Genomic DNA, 16724 nt, shown 5'->3' on the forward strand with positions numbered 1-16724 from the left:
GTCTCATGACCAGTCAAAACCCCAACCTGGCGGCACTGTCCGCAGCGGGCGTCTCCGTGTGGCTGGACGACCTGTCGCGCCAGCGGCTGCAGTCGGGCAACCTCCAAGAGCTCATCGACACGAAAAGCGTTGTCGGAGTAACGACTAACCCGTCGATCTTCCAGAAGGCCCTGGCCGAGGGCGACTCGTACGAGGGCCAGATCACCGAGCTGGCCGAGCGCGGCGCCGACGTCGAGGCCACCATCCGCACGGTCACCACCGACGACGTCCGCAACGCCTGCGACGTCTTGAAGCGCGAGTGGGAGGCGTCCGACGGCGTGGACGGCCGGGTCTCCATCGAGGTGGACCCGCGACTGGCGGCCGAGACGGACAAGACCACCGCCCAGGCCGTCGAGCTGTGGAAGATCGTCGACCGCCCGAACCTGTTCATCAAGATCCCGGCCACCAAGGCGGGCATTCCGGCCATCGCCGCCGTTCTGGCGGAAGGGATTTCAGTCAACGTCACGCTGATCTTCTCCGTCGAGCGGCACCGTCAGGTGATGGACGCCTACCTCGAAGGCCTGGAGAAGGCGCGCAAGAACGGCCACGACCTGTCCAAGATCCATTCCGTCGCATCGTTTTTCGTCTCACGGGTAGACACCGAAGTGGACAAGCGGCTGGAAAAGATCGGCTCCGACGACGCCAAGGCGCTGCTCGGCCAGGCCGGGGTGGCCAACGCCCGCCTGGCGTACGCGGCCTACCAGGAGGTGTTCGAGGGCGGCGAGCGCTTCGAGGCGCTCAAGGCCGACGGCGCCCGGGTCCAGCGTCCGCTCTGGGCGTCGACGGGTGTCAAGAACCCGGACTACTCCGACACCCTCTACGTCACGGAGCTGGTCGCCCCGAACACGGTGAACACCATGCCGGAGAAGACGATCGACGCGGTCGCCGACCACGGTGAGATCAAGGGCGACACGGTCACCGGCACCGCCGACGCCGCGCAAGAGGTGTTCGACAAGCTCTCGGCGCTCGGCATCGACCTGACCGACGTCTTCAAGGTGCTGGAAAACGAGGGCGTGGAGAAGTTCGTCGATTCCTGGAAAGAATTGCTGGAGGAAACCCAGAAACAGCTGGACTCCGCCGCCAAATGAGTTCTGCTCGCACCGCGCCCGACTGGCGCAATCCGCTGCGGGACAAGCGAGACAAGCGACTGCCGAGGATCGCCGGCCCGTGCGGCATGGTGATCTTCGGCGTCACCGGCGACCTGGCCCGCAAGAAGGTGATGCCGGCCATCTACGACCTGGCCAACCGCGGGCTGCTGCCGCCCAGCTTCTCGCTGGTGGGCTTCGCCCGCCGGGACTGGGAGACCCAGGACTTCCGCAAGGTGGTCTACCAGGCCGTCAAGGAGCACTGCCGGACCCCGTTCCGGGAGGAGAACTGGGAGCGGCTGGCCGAGGGATTCCGTTTCGTCCCAGGCTCTTTCGACGACGACGAAGCCTTCGGCCGGCTCGCCGAGACGCTGGACAAGCTCGACGCCGAGCGGGGCACGGGCGGCAATCACGCCTTCTACCTGGCGATCCCGCCGAAGTCGTTCCCGGTGGTGTGCGACCAGCTGCACAAGTCCGGTCTGGCGCGCCCGCAGGGCGACCGATGGAGCCGGGTGGTGATCGAGAAGCCGTTCGGGCACGACCTGGAGAGCGCGCAGGCGCTGAACAAGGCCGTCAACGCTGTGTTCCCGGAGGAGGCGGTGTTCCGGATCGACCACTACCTCGGCAAGGAGACGGTCCGCAACATCTTGGCGCTGCGCTTCGCCAACCAGCTGTTCGACCCGATCTGGAACTCGCACTATGTCGACCACGTGCAGATCACCATGGCCGAGGACATCGGCCTGGGCGGGCGCGCCGGTTACTACGACGGCATCGGCGCGGCGCGCGACGTCATCCAGAACCACCTGATGCAGCTGCTGGCGTTGACCGCGATGGAGGAGCCCGTCAGCTTCAATCCCACTGCGCTGCAGACCGAGAAGATCAAGGTGCTCTCCGCCACGCACCTGGCCCAGCCGCTGGACGAGACCACCAGCCGCGGGCAGTACACCGCGGGGTGGCAGGGCGGGGAGAAGGTCGTCGGACTGCTCGACGAGGAGGGGTTCGCGAAGGACTCCAGCACCGAGACGTTCGCCGCCATCACCCTGGAGGTCGACACCCGCCGCTGGGCGGGCGTGCCCTTCTATCTGCGCACGGGAAAACGGTTGGGGCGCAGGGTCACCGAGATCGCGCTGGTCTTCAAGCGGGCGCCACACCTGCCGTTCGACGCGACGATGACCGACGAGCTGGGTGCCAACGCGATGGTGATCCGGGTGCAGCCCGACGAGGGCATCACGCTGCGGTTCGGCTCCAAGGTGCCGGGCACCGCGATGGAGGTCCGCGACGTCAACATGGACTTCTCCTACGGCTCGGCGTTCACGGAGGAGTCACCCGAAGCCTACGAGCAGCTGATCCTCGACGTGCTGCTGGGTGAGCCGTCCCTGTTCCCGGTGAACGAAGAGGTCGAATTGGCTTGGGAGATACTGGATCCCGTCCTCGAGAATTGGGCCGCCGACGGTAAGCCCGAACCGTACGAGGCGGGCACCTGGGGCCCGGACTCGGCGTTCGCCATGCTGCGCCGCACGGGGCGGGAATGGCGGCGCCCGTGATTATCGACATGGCGGACACCACCACCACCGCGGTCAACAAGAAACTCGACGAGCTGCGGGAAAAGGTCGGCGCGGTGACGATGGGCCGGGTCCTGACGCTGATCATCGCGCCGGAGAACGACGCCATCCTGGAGCAGTCGCTGGAGGCGGCGAACAACGCCAGTCACGAACACCCCAGCCGGATCATCGTCACGATGCGCGGCGACCCGTACGCCGACAAGCCGCGGCTGGACGCGCAGCTGCGGGTCGCCGTCGACACCGGCGCCAGCGAGGTGTTGATCCTCAACCTGTCCGGCCCGCTGGCCGGGCACGCCGCCAGCGTGGTCACCCCGTTCCTGCTGCCCGACATCCCGGTGGTGGCGTGGTGGCCCGACATCGCCCCGGCCCAACCGGCCCAGGATCCGTTGGGCAAGTTAGCGATTCGCCGGATCACCGATGCCACCAACGGTGTCGACCCACTGTCGGCGATCAAGAGCCGGCTGTCGGGCTACACCGCCGGGGACACCGATCTGGCGTGGGCGCGGATCACGTATTGGCGGGCGTTGCTCACCTCGGCGGTCGACCTGCCCCCGCACGAGCCGATCGAGTCGGCGCTGGTGTCCGGGTTGAAGGACGAGCCGGCGCTGGACGTGCTGGCGGGCTGGCTGGCCAGCCGGATCGACGGGCCGGTGCGCCGGGCGGTCGGCGATCTCAAGGTGGAGTTGGTGCGCGACAGCGAGACCATCGTCTTGAGCCGCCCGCAGGACGGCAGGACCGCGACGCTGAGCAGGACGGCCCGGCCGGACGCGTTGCTTCCGTTGGCGCGCAGGGAGACCGGCGACTGCCTCGCCGAAGACCTGCGGCGGCTGGACCCCGACGACATCTATCAGACGGCGCTGGAAGGCATTGAGAAGGTCCAATACGTGTGAGCACCATCGTTGAAATCTTCGCGGACAGTGCGGCCCTGGTTGGGGCCGCGGCCGACCGGTTGACCGACACCATCGCGAGCGCCGTGGCGGCCCGCGGCCGGGCGCTGATCGTCCTGACCGGCGGCGGCAACGGCAACGGTCTGCTGGAGGCCCTGCAGGGACGCCCGATCGACTGGTCGCGCGTCCACTTGTTCTGGGGCGACGAGCGTTACGTCCCCGAGGACGACGACGAGCGCAACGACAAGCAGGCGCGCGCCGCCCTCCTCGATCGGATCGACATCCCGTCGAGCAACGTGCACCCGATGCCCGCCAGCGACGGGGAGTTCGGCACCGACCTGGCCGCCGCGGCGCTGTCCTACGAGCAGCTGCTGGCGGCGAACGCCGAACCCGGCCAGCCGGTGCCGAATTTCGACGTGCACCTGCTCGGCATGGGACCCGAGGGGCACATCAACTCGCTGTTCCCCGACACGCCCGCCGTGCTCGAGACCACCCGCATGGTGGTACCGGTCGAGGACTCCCCCAAACCGCCCCCCCAACGCATCACGTTGACCCTGCCCGCCGTCACCCGCTCGCGCGAGGTGTGGCTGATGGTGTCCGGCGCCGGCAAGGCCAAGGCGGCGGCCGCCGCCATCGGCGGCGCCGCCCCGGTCTCCGTCCCGGCCGCCGGGGCGATCGGTACCGAGACGACGCTGTGGCTGCTCGACGAGGAGGCCGCCGCCGAACTGCCGTCGCGGCCCGGGCAGCAAAGCTAGACGCAGTCGCCAGGCGATGTCCGCCTTCCGGCTCCGGCCGCGGCGCCCGGGGCCATAATGACGGTCATGGCTGACAGAACGGTGCGGGGCGGGCAGGAACGAAGCCGGATCAAGACCCTCACGCAGGCGGCGCTGAACGCCGACAAAACCGTCGAGCAGGTCGAGGACGTCCTCGACGGCCTGAGCCGGACCATGCAGGAGTTGAGCAGCTCCCTGACGCGGCTCAACGCGACCGTCGAGCGGATGGAGAGCGGCCTCGACCACCTGGACGGCACGCTGTCCAGCCTGGACGAGCTGGCCAAACGGCTGATCGTCCTGGTCACCCCGGCGGAGGCCATCGTGGCCCGCATCGACGAGATGATGAAGGTCGGCGAGACCATGATGACCCCGCTGTCGGCCACCGAGCACGCCGTGCGCGGCCTGTTGGACCGGCTGCGCAACCGCACCGCCTGACGCCCCGCCGATGGCCACTTTGCTGCTGCACCACTCGGCGTTCGCCGAGCACCGGACGGGGCCCGGGCACCCCGAACGGCCCGACCGCTACCGCGCGGTCGAGGCCGCGCTGAGCCGGCCGCAGTTCGACACCCTGATCCGCGCGACGGCCGAGCCCGCCGACGTCGCGGCCGCGCGCCTCGTGCATTCCGACCGCTACGTCGACGCGCTGGAAGCGGCACGGCCGCAGCACGGCGTGGTCTACCTCGACGCCGGTGACACCGTGATGGAGCCGTCGTCGTGGCAGACGGCGCTGCGCGGCGTCGGCGGCACGCTGCAGGCGGTCGACGCGGTGCTGACCGGCGCGGCGCAGAACGCGTTCGTGGCGTGCCGCCCGCCCGGCCATCACGCCGAAACCGAACGCGCCATGGGCTTTTGCCTGTTCAACAACATCAGCATCGGCGCCCGCCACGCCCAACGCGAGCACGGGTTGGCGCGGGTAGCCATCGTCGACTTCGACGTGCACCACGGCAACGGCACCCAGGAGATCTTCTACTCCGACCCGAGCGTGCTCTACGCGTCCACCCATCAGATGCCGCTGTTCCCCGGCACCGGCGCGGTGCGGGAAACCGGCGCGGGCAACATCTTCAACTCCCCGCTGGCGCCCGGGGACGGTGGCGCCGAGCTGCGCGCGGCATTCGAGGATCGCGTTTTGCCTGCGCTGCAAGCCTTTTCGCCCGAGCTCATCATCGTGTCGGCCGGCTTCGACGCCCACGAGCGCGACCCGCTGGGCTCGCTACGGATGACGGCCGACGACTTCGCCTGGGTCACCAGGGAGTTGATGGCCGCGGCGGAGAAGCTGTGCGACGCCCGGCTGGTCGCGGTGCTCGAGGGCGGCTACGACCTGCAGGGCCTCGCCGACTCCGTCACCGCCCACGTCGGTGAGCTGTTGAAGGGCTGAACCGCGTCACCCGCTGTTGCGTAACGCGCTGGCCAGCCCATTCATCGTGAGCAGGATCCCGCGCTGCACCAGCTCGTCGTCGTCGCCGGAGCGGTAGCGCCGCAACAACTCCACCTGCAGGTGATTCAGCGGCTCCAGGTACGGGAACCGGTTGAACACCGAACGCGCCAGCGCGGGGTTGTCCGCGAGCAGGTTGTCCTGACCCGTGATGAGCTTGTGCATCGCGATGGTCCGGCGGTGCTCGTCGACGATCTTGTCGAACACCCGGTGCCGCAGCTCCTCGTCGGGCACCAACTCCGAGTAGCGGGCCGCCAGCCCGAGGTCGCTCTTGGCCAGCACCTGCGCCATGTTTGACAGCACGCCGGCGAAGAACGGCCACCGCCGGTAGAGGTCGTGCAGGGTCTGCACCCGCTCGGCCTCGCTCTCGGGGCCGGCGGCGATCCACTGCTCGAACGCCGACCCGGTGCCATACCAGCCGGGCAGCATCACCCGCGACTGGCTCCAGGCGAGCACCCACGGGATGGCCCGCAGGTCGGAGATTGACTCGGTGGGCTTGCGCGACGTCGGCCGGCTCCCGATGTTGAGGGAACCGATCTCGCTGACCGGCGTCGAGGCCATGAAGTATTCGACGAAACCCGGTGTCTCGTGCACCAATTCGGCGTAAGACCGCTGCGCGAGCGTGGCGATCTCGTCGAGCACCGCGTAGGCCGGCTCGGCGGAATCGCCGAGGCCCTCGACGTCGAGCAGCGTCGACTCCAGGGTGGCGGCCAGCAGGCTTTCCAGGTTGCGGCGCGCCGCCTGCGGTTCGGCGTACTTGGCGGCGATCACCTCGCCTTGCTCGGTGAGCCGCAGCGAGCCGTTCACCGCGCCCGGCGGCTGCGCCAGGATGGCCTGATAGCTGGGTCCGCCGCCGCGCCCGACGGTGCCGCCTCGGCCGTGGAAGAGCCGCAACCGGATTCCGCTCTTGCGGGCCACCTCGACCAGCGCCAGCTCGGCGCGGTACACCGCCCAGCTGGACGCCAGGTATCCCCCGTCCTTGTTGGAGTCGGAGTAGCCGAGCATGACCTCCTGGCGGCCGCCCTGGGCGTCGACGACCGCGCGGTACAGCGGCAGCTCCAGCATCGCCCCCAAGATCGACGCGCCGTTGTGCAGGTCGTCGATGGTCTCGAACAGCGGCGAAATGCCCACGGGGCAATAGGGTTCCGGACCGGACGCGTCGAGCAGCCCGGCCTCCTTGAGCAGGATCGCCGCCTCCAGCACGTCGGAGACGGAGCGGCACATCGAGATCACGTACATGGGCACCGCGGCGGGACCGTAGCGCTTGACGGCCTGCGCGGCGGCCCGCACCACCCCGAGCTCGCCGCGGGCCAGATCGGACAGCGCCGCCCCGTCACCGACCAGCGGCCGGCGGGTGCCCAACTCGGCGGCCAGCAGCTCGACCCGCTCGTCCTCGGGCAACGAGGCGTAGTCCGGATGCACCCCCGCCCACGCCAGCAGCTCGGCCACCACCTCTTCGTGGGTGTCGGAGTTCTGCCGCATGTCCAGGCCGGACAGGTGAAAACCGAAGACCCGCACCCCTTCTCGCAGCAGCGCCAGGCGGTCGCCGGCCACCAGCGCGCTGCCGTGGGCGCGCAGCGACGCGTCGATGGTGTCCAGGTCGGCCAGGAGGTCCTCCGGCGTGTCGTACGGCGGTAGGCCCAGGTCGAGTCCGTGTTGGGGCTGCCGGTCCAGGATGTCGGCGGCGGTCGCGGTGAGCCGGGCGCGGACCACCCGCACCGCCCGCCGGTAGGGCTCGTCGGCCCGGACCCGCTCCTGGCAGCCCTCGGCCAGCTCGGTCAGCTCGGTGCTGACGGCGACCAGGCGCGCCGACATGGACAGTTCCTGCTCGAGCTCGGTGAGCTGGGCCAGGTAGTGCGCCAGCGCGGTGTAGGCGGCGCTGCCGGTGGCCTGGCGCACCACGTCGGCCGTCACGTTCGGATTGCCGTCGCGGTCACCGCCGATCCAGGAGCCGGGTTGCAGGATCGGCGCGGCCAGCAGGTCCGCGTCCGGCCAGCGCTGCCGCAGCGCGTCCCGCACCTCCGCGTTGACCTGCGGGATGACCTGGAAGAACGCCGCGGCGTAGTAGCGCAGCCCGACCTCGATCTCGTCGGTGATCTGCAGCCGGGACAACCGGATGAGGGCGGTTTGCCACAGGGTGAGAACCTGCCGGCGCAGCTCGGTCTCGATGTCGCGGCCGTCGTCGGTCTGGGTGTGGCCCTCGCCGTGCAACCGCAACAGGTGAGTGATCCGGTGCTGGGTGACGAAGACCGTGCGCCGGCGCGTCTCGGTGGGGTGCGCGGTGATGACCGGGGAGATCACCGCGCCGCGCAGCGCGTCGGCCACGGTGGCCGAATCGAGGTCGGCCTCATCGAGTTTCGCGTACGTGGCGGCCAGGCTGCTGTCCTGCGGTGGCTCCCCGGCGGCGACGTGAATGGCGCGGCGACGTTCGCGGTGGATGTCCTCGGCCACGTTGGCCAGCAGCGCGAAGTGGCTGAACGCCCGGATCACGGGGATGGCCCGGTGGATGTCGATCCCGTCGAACAGCCGCGCCAGCTCCGCCCGGTCGATCTCCGAGCGGCGCACCCGGAACGACTCGACCCGGGCGCGCTCGACGAGTTCGAAGACGTCGTCCCCGCTCTGCTCGCGCACCGTGTCGCCCAGGATGGCGCCCAGCAGCCTGATGTCGGCGCGCATCGGCTCGGTCGCCTCGCGACCCACCTCTGTGCGTTGGACGGCGCCGATCGGTTCGAGCGCGGCGTCGGAAACGTCAACCATGCGTACCAGTATCGGTGGCAGGCCCGTGGCGCGCCCGTCGGCGGGTCAGCGGTACTTGATCAGCAGGGCCATGCCGACGATGCACACCAGCCAGATCGCGGTGATGAACACGGTCAGCCGGTCGAGGTTCTTCTCGACCACCGTGGACCCCGACAGGCTGGACTGCACACCGCCGCCGAACAGCGTGGACAGGCCGCCGCCCTTGGCGCGGTGCAGCAGCACCAGGAGCACCACCAGGATGCTGGTGACGACCAGGGTGATCTGCAGGGCCAATTGCATGCCGGACAGCCTACCGGTGCGGGCGCGGCGTCACGGCAGGGGGCCACCGGCGGCGATGGCCGCCAACGTGGCGAATTGCTCGCCGTCCAGCGAGGCGCCGCCGACCAGTCCGCCGTCGATGTCCTCCCGGGCCACGATCTCGCCGATGTTCTTAGCGTTCACCGATCCGCCGTAGAGCACCCGCACGCCCTCGGCGATCTGCGGCGAGGCCAGCTCGGCCAGCTGCGCGCGGATCGCGGCGCACACCTCCTGGGCGTCGGCGGCGCTGGCCACCCGGCCCGTCCCGATCGCCCAGACCGGTTCGTAGGCGATGACGACGTTGCCGATCTGCTCGGCGGACAACCCGGCCAGCGAGCCGCGCAACTGTTCCTCGCAGTGCGGCACGTGGTTGCCCGCCTCGCGGACGTCGAGGTGTTCGCCGATGCAGACGATCGGGGTGAGCCCGTGGGACAGCGCCGCGGCGGCCTTGGCCGCCACAAGCGCGTCGTCCTCGTGGTGGTAGGTGCGGCGCTCGGAGTGCCCGACGACGACGAAGGTGCAGCCAAGCTTGGCCAGGAACGCGCCGCTGATGTCGCCGGTGTAGGCGCCCGACTCGTGCGGGGACAGGTCCTGCCCGCCGTAGGTCAGCCGCAGTTTGTCGCCGTCGACCAGGGTCTGCACGCTGCGCAGGTCGGTGAACGGCGGCAGCACCGTCACGTCGACCTTGTCGTAATACTTGTCCGGCAGCGCGAACGCGATCTTCTGCACCAGCGCGATGGCCTCGAAGTGGTTGAGGTTCATCTTCCAGTTGCCGGCGATCAGCGGCTTGCGGCTCATGACTCACCCCCGCTCGGCTGGGCGGTGCCCAGGACTTCGATGCCGGGCAGCGACTTGCCCTCCAGGTACTCCAGGGAGGCGCCGCCGCCGGTGGAGATGTGCGAGAAGTTGCCCTCGGGGATGCCCAGCGCCCGCACCGCGGCCGCGGAGTCGCCGCCGCCGACGACGCTGAAGGCGCCCTTGCCGGTGGCGGCCGCGATCGCGTCGGCGACGCCCTTGGTGCCCGCCGCAAAGGCCGGGAACTCGAACACGCCCATCGGGCCGTTCCAGAAGACGGTGCTGGCGTTGGACAGCAGCGCCGCGAATCGCTTCACCGACCCGGGCCCGATGTCCAGGCCCATCGCGTCGTCGGGAATCGCGTCGGCGGAGACGGTCTGCGGCGTCGCGTCCGCGGCGAACTTGTCGCCCACCACGATGTCGACCGGCAGCCGCAGCACGTCGTGGTAGGTGTCCAGCAGCCGGCGGCAGGTGTCGACCATCTCCGTCTCCAGCAGCGATTTGCCCACCGAATGCCCTTGCGCGGCAAGGAAAGTGAAGCACATGCCGCCGCCGATCACGATGCTGTCGGCCTTGGTCGCCAGTGACTCGATGACGCCGAGCTTGTCGGAGACCTTCGACCCGCCGAGCACCACCGCGTACGGGCGCTTGGTGGAGCTGGTCAGCTGCTCGAGCACCTGGATCTCCTCGGCCACCAGCGTGCCGGCGTAGTGCGGCAGCAGGGTGGCGACGTCGTAGACCGAGGCCTGCTTGCGGTGCACCACACCGAACCCGTCGGATACGAAAGCGCCAGCGGGACCGACCAATTCGGCGAGCTGACGAGCCAGCGCCAAGCGCTCGGCGTCGTCCTTGCTGGTTTCGCGGGCGTCGAAGCGGATGTTCTCCAGCAGCAGGACGTCACCGTCGGTGAGGCCCTCGGAGCGCGCCAGCGCGTCGGTGCCCACCACATCACCGGCCAGTTGCACGTGGCGGCCGAGCTGTTCGGACAGGGCCGCCGCGACCGGCGCCAGGGACAGCTTCGGGTCGGGTTCGCCCTTGGGCCGCCCGAGGTGCGCGGTGACGACCACCTTGGCGCCCGCCTCGACCAACGCCTTCAGCGTCGGCACCGAGGCGGTGATGCGGCCGGGGTCGGTGATCTTGCCGCCATCCAGCGGCACGTTCAGGTCCGAACGCACCAGCACACCGCGGCCCGAAACACCTTCGGCAAGAAGGTCCTTGAGAGTTGTGACGGCCACGGCTTACAGCGACTTGCCGACCAGTTCGACCAGGTCGACGAGGCGGTTCGAGTAGCCCCACTCGTTGTCGTACCACGACACGACCTTGGCCTGGTTGTCGATCACCTTGGTCAGGCCGGAGTCGAAGATCGAGCTGTGCGGGTCGGTGACGATGTCGCTGGAGACGATGGGCGCGTCGTAGTACTTCAGGATGCCCTTGAGCTTACCCTCGGCGGCGGCCTTGAACGCGGCGTTGATGTCCTCGGCACTGGCCGACTTGGACAGCTCGGCGGTCAGGTCGGTGACCGAGCCAGTGGGGATCGGCACCCGCAGCGCGTAGCCGTCGAGCTTGCCCTTCAGCTCCGGCAGCACCAGGCCGATGGCCTTGGCCGCACCGGTGGAGGTGGGCACGATGTTGAGCGCGGCGGCGCGGGCGCGGCGCAGGTCCTTGTGCGGGCCGTCCTGCAGGTTCTGGTCCTGGGTGTAGGCGTGGATCGTGGTCATCAGGCCCTTGACGATGCCGAACTCGTCGTTGAGCACCTTGGCCAGCGGCCCGAGGCAGTTCGTGGTGCACGACGCGTTGGAGATGATGTTCTGGCTGCCGTCGTACTTGTCGTCGTTGACGCCCAGCACGATGGTGATGTCCTCGTCGGTGGCAGGCGCGGAGATGATCACCTTCTTGGCGCCGGCGTCCAGGTGACCCTTGGCCTTGGCGGCGTTGGTGAAGATGCCGGTGGACTCGACGACGACGTCGACGCCCAGGTCGCCCCACGGCAGCGCCGCCGGGCCTTCCTTAATCGCGAGGGCCTTGATCTTCTTGTTGCCGACGACGATGGTGTCGTCGCCTTCGAGACTGACGTCGTGGGGCAGGCGGCCCAGGATGGAGTCGAACTTCAGCAGGTGCGCCAGGCTGGCGTTGTCGGTGAGGTCATTGACCGCCACCACCTCGATGTCAGCGGTGCCCTGCTCCTGTTGAGCCAGTAAGGCCCGGTAGAAGTTCCGACCGATGCGACCGAAGCCGTTGATACCTACTCGGACCGTCACTTTGTCTCTCCCTGTCTTTCCCGTGTCCGCTGATCTGCGCTCTCTGCCAGCCTAGATCAGTGCGGCACCCGGTTGCCGCGCCGGTATATCGGCCGTGACGGCGGCCACAGAGCGGTGCGGCCGCGGATCGGCTAGCCGCCGCGCTTGCGCAACCACGACCAGGCCGCCGCGGCGGCGTGGTAGCCGCACAGCCCGTGGATCCCCGCGCCGGGCGGGGTGGATTGCGAGCACAGGTACACCCCCGGCACCCCGGTTGTGTACGGGTTGACGGCGACGCGGGGCCGGAACAGCACCTGCAGCCCGTCGTTGGCGCCGCCGATGATGTCGCCCCCGACGAAGTTGGGGTTGTCGGCCTGCAGGCCGGCGGTGCCGGTGCTGACGGTGGCCACGACACGCTCGGTGAATCCGGGGGCGAAGCGTTCGATCTGGGCGACGACGGCGGCGGTGGCGTCGCCGGTGTACCCGAACGGCACGTGCGCGTAGGCGTAGACGGGGTTCACGCCGCCCGCCGAGCGGGACGGGTCGGCGAGGTACTGCTGGCCGAGCAGCACGAACGGCCGCTGCGCCATGATGCCCTGCGCCCGTTGGCGTTCGGTGTCGGCCATTTCGGCGAAGCTCCCGCCGAGGTGCACGGTGCCGGCGCGGCCGCAGTCGCGGTTGGCCCACGGGATGTCGCCCTCGATCGCGAAGTCGACCTTGAACGCCGCCGAGCCCTCGCGGTAGCGCCGGTAGGACCGCTTGATGCGGGCGGGCATGGCGTCCCCGTAGAGGTCCAGCGCCGCGGCCGGGCTCAGGTCGAGCAGGACGAGGTCGGCGTCCGGGATGTCGGCGCGGGCGCTGACCCGCACCCCGGTGGTGACGGTCCCGCCGTGCTCGGCCAGGACCCGGCCCAGGGCCTGGGTGATCGCGCCCGATCCCCCCTCCGCGACGGGCCAGCCGTACCGGTGCCCGCTGGCGAGGATCATCAGGCCCAGCGACGCGGTAAGCGGGCGGTCCAGCCGGGTGTAGACGTGCGCGGCGGCCCCGCCGAACAGCGCCCGGGCCCGCTCGGTGCGAAACCAACGGGCCATCGTGGTCGCCGGCAGCAGCGCGCGCGGCCCGAACGCGGCCAGGCGCAGCGGGTGCCGCGGAATGTTGAGCACGGGGCGCAGCAGGTCCTGCGAGAGCGCGTCGAACCCGGACGCCAGGTCCCCGACCGCGCGCCGCCAGCGGGCGCCGTCGGGGCCCAGCCCGGCGGCCGTCTCCTCGAGGGAGTGGTACAGCACACCGGCGGTGCCGTCGTCGAGCGGATGCGCGCAGTCGACCTCGGGCCACTTCCACGTCAGCCCGTAGCGCGGCAGGTCGATCTCCGCCCAGAACGGTGAGCCGACGGCCAGCGGGTGAAACGCCGAGCAGTGGTCGTGGATGATCCCGGGCACCGTCAGCTCGCCCGACCGCGCTCCCCCGCCGATGGTCGCGCCGGCCTCCAGCACCTGCACGTCGACGCCGCGGCGGGCGAGGTAGATCGCCGCGGCCAGCCCGTTGGGCCCGGCGCCGACGATGACCGCGGTGCTCACCGCACACCTCGCGTGGTGACGTGCACGGGATAGTCGTCGCCGGGCTGCGGCCACGGCTGACGGGCGAGCATGGCGTCCACCTCCACGTAGCCCGCCTCGATCAGCCCGGCCTTGGCGTCGAGGATCCGGTATTCCTGGCGGGGACTGTGGATGGGCTGGCTTTCCAGGACGATCACCCGCAGGTCGCCGTCGTCGAACCCGCAGCGCCGCTGCACCGCGGCCAGCAGCTGCTCGTTGTGCAGGTGTCCCTCGCCGAAGTTCCAGCCGATCAACGGTCCGGCGATGATCTCACCGTCACGCAGCCGATAGTCCGCCTCGTCGGCCCCCGGCGGCAGGGCGCGGGGCACCAGCCCGTTGAGCGCGCGCCCGTGAGTGTGCATGGAGCGCCACGCCATCAGCTTGTCGATCATGAGTTCGGCGGTGTCCGAATCATAGAGCCGCGCAAGCTGTTTGGGCACCAGGCCGGCGGGCTTGGTGATGCGCTGCTCGATCCGGTCTTCGACGCCCTCGCGCAGGCACCAGGCGCTGGTGGCCCAGTTGCCGGCGTAGTAGCGCATGGCCGGCAGAAACGAAAATTGTTTCGGTAGCAGGTTTCCCGCGATGGGCACCGCCACGAGTGCGGTCAGGAGGATGACGAGCAGCAGCGGCGAGTGCAGCCCGGTGGCCCGCACGCCGGCGTAGTGCCCGAACAGATAGAACAGCGAGAAGATGAAGAAGACGTTCCACTCCAGCGGAACTCCCATGGGAATGGTGGACGTGATGTTGAGGTGGAACAGCACCATGAACCCGATCAGGAACCACGCCCACCGGTGGCCGTCGGCGACGAACACCAACACCAGGGGAACCAGGAATTCGGCGGTGGTGCCGCCGACGTGGGCCATCACCTTGGGGATCCACGAGGGCCGCAGGTCGTCGACCGGGTCCAGGTAGAGGCGGCGCTTGAACCAGTTGAAGGCCTTGGCGCGCAGCAATGGGTTGTTGCTCATCATCACCGCCACCACGTACGGGAAGTGATGGTTGAGCTTCGAGGTCGCGGCGCCCCACCACAGCGCCAGCATGATGATCTTGAAGGCGGCGATCTGGTCGGTGAACCCGAAGAAGAACACCAGCAGGGTCAGGCCGTAGTGTTCGCCGCGCGCCGCGAGGAAGACGGTCTTGTCGCGCAGGCCCAGTAGCGCCAGCGCCACGATGGCCGGCAGCACCCGCACGGGGTCGATGAGGCCGACGTCGCCGGCCGCGGTGACGGGGCCGCCGCGCCCGGGGGCCTGCAGCGCCCAGACGCCGGAACCCAGCACGACGAGGTACAGCGCCACGTCGACGATGCTGCGGCGGTCGCCACGGGTGAACGGGACCTTGTCCGGCCACGGGGGCAGTCGAATGGTGTTGGGCCGCAACCAGTACAGGAAGCCGCCGAATACCGGCCAGAACCGCGCCGTCAGCGGTCCCGACCCGCAGCCCAGGCCCAGGATCTCGAAGAGCAGCGTGAACACGACGAGCTTCTGATAGACGATGGGCTGCGTCCACCAGTCGCCGATGTGCCCCAGGGGGCCCAGGCCCGGCGTCAAGGAGATCACCGCGGCGGCCCCGGCGGCGTAGGCGGCGACCTTGGCGATGTAGAACAGGTACACCGCGTACGGGGAGCCGAAGCCGTGCTCCACCCAGTGCCGGGTCATGATCTGCCGCCGCGTTGACCGCGGCAGGGTAAGCCACGCCCTCGGGTCGACGTCGGGAAGCTCCGGAGTCATGAATCCCATCGACCGAATGTATCGGCCCCGCAGCGTGAGTGTGCCGCTTTGCTGCGGCTCGCCGCCTTGACCAGCCGACGACTGCCTGAAAGGGGCTGGCGCGCTGCGGGTTTGACCGTGGGTGTTAACGGGCGGCGACGTGGGCCCGCGCGGGCGCGGCAGGGCGGGCGAACCGCCGGTGCAGCTTGTCGATCATGGTGTCCAGCGCCTGCACGTCCTGCTCCTCGATGCGGGTCAGGCGCCGGAAGCCGGCCGCCGCGTCGGCGTCGCCCTTGGCGTCCGCCGCCGCGATAGCCCGGTGGTAGGAGTCGATGCGCTGGTCGATGAGCCGGCGCCGCTGAGCCAACAGGCGCACGAAGTAGTCCGCCTGCCGGTGGTCCGCGTCGTCCGGCGGGGCGTCGCCCAAGGGCGCGGGCGGCTGTACCGGGCGCGCGCCACGGGCGGCACCCGGGTGGACGATGCCGGGGCGCAGCCGGCGGACGCGGGGCTCGTGGGCCGCCGACCGGGCAACACCACCGGGGTGGGCGCCACGTTCGCGGGGCAGGTCGGCAACGTCCATCGGATCCCCATTTCTCGAGGATCTGCTAGGGCGCCGTAACAATAGCGCCCCCGTTCCCCCGCGCACCACACCCCGCGAGCGAGCGGGAACGCAAACACCGTCACCGGGGCCCGGACCCGGTCGCTACCATCGAGTGACTCGACGCGGCAACGCAGCCCAAGGGAGGAACGTGACCGACAGCGACGGCCCCGACGGGGGCGACATCGGCAAATTCGATCCCGTCCTGACCCAGCGTGTGATGCGGATGCTGCGGCCGGTCCTCAAGACGTATTTCCGGTCCGAGGTGCACGGGTTGGACGGGTTTCCGCCCGGCGGGGCGCTGGTGGTCGGCAACCACTCCGGCGGCATGTTCCCCATGGACGTGCCGATCTTCACCGTCCACTTCTACGACAAGCTGGGCTACGACCGGCCGGTCTACACGCTGAGCCACGACCTGCTGATGACCGGCCCCACCGGGGACTTCTTCCGGCGCACCGGCTACATCCGGGCCAACCGGGAGAACGCGGCGACGGCGCTGCGCTCGGGCGGCGTGGTGATCGTCTTTCCGGGCGGCGATTACGACGCCTACCGGCCGACCTTGGCCGAGAACGTCATCGACTTCAACGGGCGCAAGGGCTATGTGCGCACCGCGGTCGAGGCCGGCGTGCCGATCGTGCCCGCGGTGTCCATCGGCGGCCAGGAGACGCAGTTCTACCTGACGCGCGGGACGTGGCTGGCCGAGCGCCTCGGCATCAAGCGGCTGCTGCGCAGCTCCATCCTGCCGCTGTCCTTCGGATTTCCGTTCGGGTTGAGCGCCGTGATCCCGCCGAACCTGCCGCTGCCCACCAAGATCGTCACGCAGGTGCTCGAACCGATCGACCTCGCCGCGTTTGGTGACGACCCGGACGTCGACGAGGTGGACGAGCACGTGCGATCGGTGATGCAGCGGGCCCTGAAGGACCTCGCCGCCAAACGACGCTTCCCGATCCTCGGCTGAGCC

Annotated in this window: 15 protein-coding genes; 7 read left to right on the top strand and 8 right to left on the bottom strand. The window is 69.7% G+C overall.

Going from position 1 to position 16724, the window contains the following annotated elements; genetic code table 11:
• The first annotated feature begins 5 nt into the window (after positions 1 to 5).
• Genes tal through A5700_RS23420 form a run of 6 tightly spaced genes read left to right on the top strand, consistent with a single transcriptional unit; the run spans position 6 to position 5721 of the window.
• Positions 6 to 1127: a transaldolase gene (gene tal, locus A5700_RS23395; protein WP_068067289.1), complete on the top strand. Its 1122-nt coding sequence runs from the start codon at positions 6 to 8 to the stop codon at positions 1125 to 1127.
• Positions 1124 to 2668, top strand: a complete 1545-nt coding sequence (gene zwf, locus A5700_RS23400) for a glucose-6-phosphate dehydrogenase (RefSeq protein ID WP_068067286.1) — start codon at positions 1124 to 1126, stop codon at positions 2666 to 2668. Before tal ends, zwf begins: the two co-directional genes overlap by 4 nt.
• Positions 2665 to 3576: a glucose-6-phosphate dehydrogenase assembly protein OpcA gene (opcA, locus tag A5700_RS23405; RefSeq protein ID WP_068205074.1), complete on the top strand. Its 912-nt coding sequence runs from the start codon at positions 2665 to 2667 to the stop codon at positions 3574 to 3576. Before zwf ends, opcA begins: the two co-directional genes overlap by 4 nt.
• Positions 3573 to 4328 carry a 6-phosphogluconolactonase gene (gene pgl / locus A5700_RS23410; RefSeq protein WP_068067283.1) on the top strand — a complete coding sequence of 252 codons (756 nt, stop codon included), beginning with the start codon at positions 3573 to 3575 and terminating at the stop codon, positions 4326 to 4328. The genes opcA and pgl overlap by 4 nt, the downstream gene beginning before the upstream one ends.
• A gap of 57 nt (positions 4329 to 4385) precedes the next feature.
• Entirely contained in the window at positions 4386 to 4781 is a 396-nt protein-coding gene (locus tag A5700_RS23415; RefSeq protein ID WP_068067280.1) for an ATPase, read from the top strand.
• A gap of 10 nt (positions 4782 to 4791) precedes the next feature.
• Complete coding sequence (locus tag A5700_RS23420; RefSeq protein WP_068067278.1) at positions 4792 to 5721, top strand: histone deacetylase family protein; 930 nt, start codon at positions 4792 to 4794, stop codon at positions 5719 to 5721.
• 6 nt (positions 5722 to 5727) lie between these two features.
• On the opposite strand, the gene ppc is transcribed toward A5700_RS23420, so the two are convergent.
• The 8 genes from ppc to A5700_RS23460 form a co-directional block, all read right to left on the bottom strand.
• On the bottom strand, positions 5728 to 8535 hold the full coding sequence (ppc, locus tag A5700_RS23425) for a phosphoenolpyruvate carboxylase (protein ID WP_068067276.1): 2808 nt from the start codon (positions 8533 to 8535) through the stop codon (positions 5728 to 5730).
• Between the two features lie 45 nt (positions 8536 to 8580).
• Positions 8581 to 8814, bottom strand: coding sequence for a preprotein translocase subunit SecG (gene secG / locus A5700_RS23430; protein ID WP_068067272.1), 234 nt, complete (start codon positions 8812 to 8814; stop codon positions 8581 to 8583).
• A gap of 30 nt (positions 8815 to 8844) precedes the next feature.
• Positions 8845 to 9630: a triose-phosphate isomerase gene (gene tpiA, locus A5700_RS23435; RefSeq protein WP_068067270.1), complete on the bottom strand. Its 786-nt coding sequence runs from the start codon at positions 9628 to 9630 to the stop codon at positions 8845 to 8847.
• Positions 9627 to 10862, bottom strand: coding sequence for a phosphoglycerate kinase (gene pgk / locus A5700_RS23440; RefSeq protein ID WP_068067267.1), 1236 nt, complete (start codon positions 10860 to 10862; stop codon positions 9627 to 9629). Before pgk ends, tpiA begins: the two co-directional genes overlap by 4 nt.
• A 3-nt stretch (positions 10863 to 10865) precedes the next feature.
• Complete coding sequence (gene gap, locus A5700_RS23445) at positions 10866 to 11885, bottom strand: type I glyceraldehyde-3-phosphate dehydrogenase (protein ID WP_068067264.1); 1020 nt, start codon at positions 11883 to 11885, stop codon at positions 10866 to 10868.
• Positions 11886 to 12016: 131 nt separating this feature from the next.
• Positions 12017 to 13441: an NAD(P)/FAD-dependent oxidoreductase gene (locus A5700_RS23450; RefSeq protein ID WP_068067262.1), complete on the bottom strand. Its 1425-nt coding sequence runs from the start codon at positions 13439 to 13441 to the stop codon at positions 12017 to 12019.
• A complete protein-coding gene (locus A5700_RS23455) occupies positions 13438 to 15195 on the bottom strand; it encodes a DUF3556 domain-containing protein (protein ID WP_068067259.1) in 1758 nt (585 codons plus the stop codon). Before A5700_RS23455 ends, A5700_RS23450 begins: the two co-directional genes overlap by 4 nt.
• A 115-nt stretch (positions 15196 to 15310) precedes the next feature.
• On the bottom strand, positions 15311 to 15745 hold the full coding sequence (locus tag A5700_RS23460; RefSeq protein WP_068067257.1) for a hypothetical protein: 435 nt from the start codon (positions 15743 to 15745) through the stop codon (positions 15311 to 15313).
• A gap of 169 nt (positions 15746 to 15914) precedes the next feature.
• Here A5700_RS23460 and A5700_RS23465 point away from each other — a divergent pair, with 169 nt between their 5' ends.
• Positions 15915 to 16721 (top strand): lysophospholipid acyltransferase family protein, encoded by an 807-nt coding sequence (locus A5700_RS23465; protein WP_068067255.1) that lies wholly within the window; start codon positions 15915 to 15917, stop codon positions 16719 to 16721.
• Positions 16722 to 16724: the final 3 nt, after the last annotated feature.

Source organism: Mycobacterium sp. E1214 (assembly GCF_001666755.1).
In the GTDB taxonomy this organism is placed as follows: domain Bacteria; phylum Actinomycetota; class Actinomycetes; order Mycobacteriales; family Mycobacteriaceae; genus Mycobacterium.

Bases quoted from the DNA above. Each gene is read 5' to 3' on its own strand.
- zwf (WP_068067286.1), top strand. From the start codon at position 1,124: ATGAGTTCTGCTCGCACCGCGCCCGACTGGCGCAATCCGCTGCGGGAC.
- A5700_RS23455 (WP_068067259.1), bottom strand. From the start codon at position 15,195: ATGGGATTCATGACTCCGGAGCTTCCCGACGTCGACCCGAGGGCGTGG.
- ppc (WP_068067276.1), bottom strand. From the start codon at position 8,535: ATGGTTGACGTTTCCGACGCCGCGCTCGAACCGATCGGCGCCGTCCAA.
- A5700_RS23460 (WP_068067257.1), bottom strand. From the start codon at position 15,745: ATGGACGTTGCCGACCTGCCCCGCGAACGTGGCGCCCACCCCGGTGGT.
- A5700_RS23420 (WP_068067278.1), top strand. From the start codon at position 4,792: ATGGCCACTTTGCTGCTGCACCACTCGGCGTTCGCCGAGCACCGGACG.
- tal (WP_068067289.1), top strand. From the start codon at position 6: ATGACCAGTCAAAACCCCAACCTGGCGGCACTGTCCGCAGCGGGCGTC.
- secG (WP_068067272.1), bottom strand. From the start codon at position 8,814: ATGCAATTGGCCCTGCAGATCACCCTGGTCGTCACCAGCATCCTGGTG.
- tpiA (WP_068067270.1), bottom strand. From the start codon at position 9,630: ATGAGCCGCAAGCCGCTGATCGCCGGCAACTGGAAGATGAACCTCAAC.
- A5700_RS23415 (WP_068067280.1), top strand. From the start codon at position 4,386: ATGACGGTCATGGCTGACAGAACGGTGCGGGGCGGGCAGGAACGAAGC.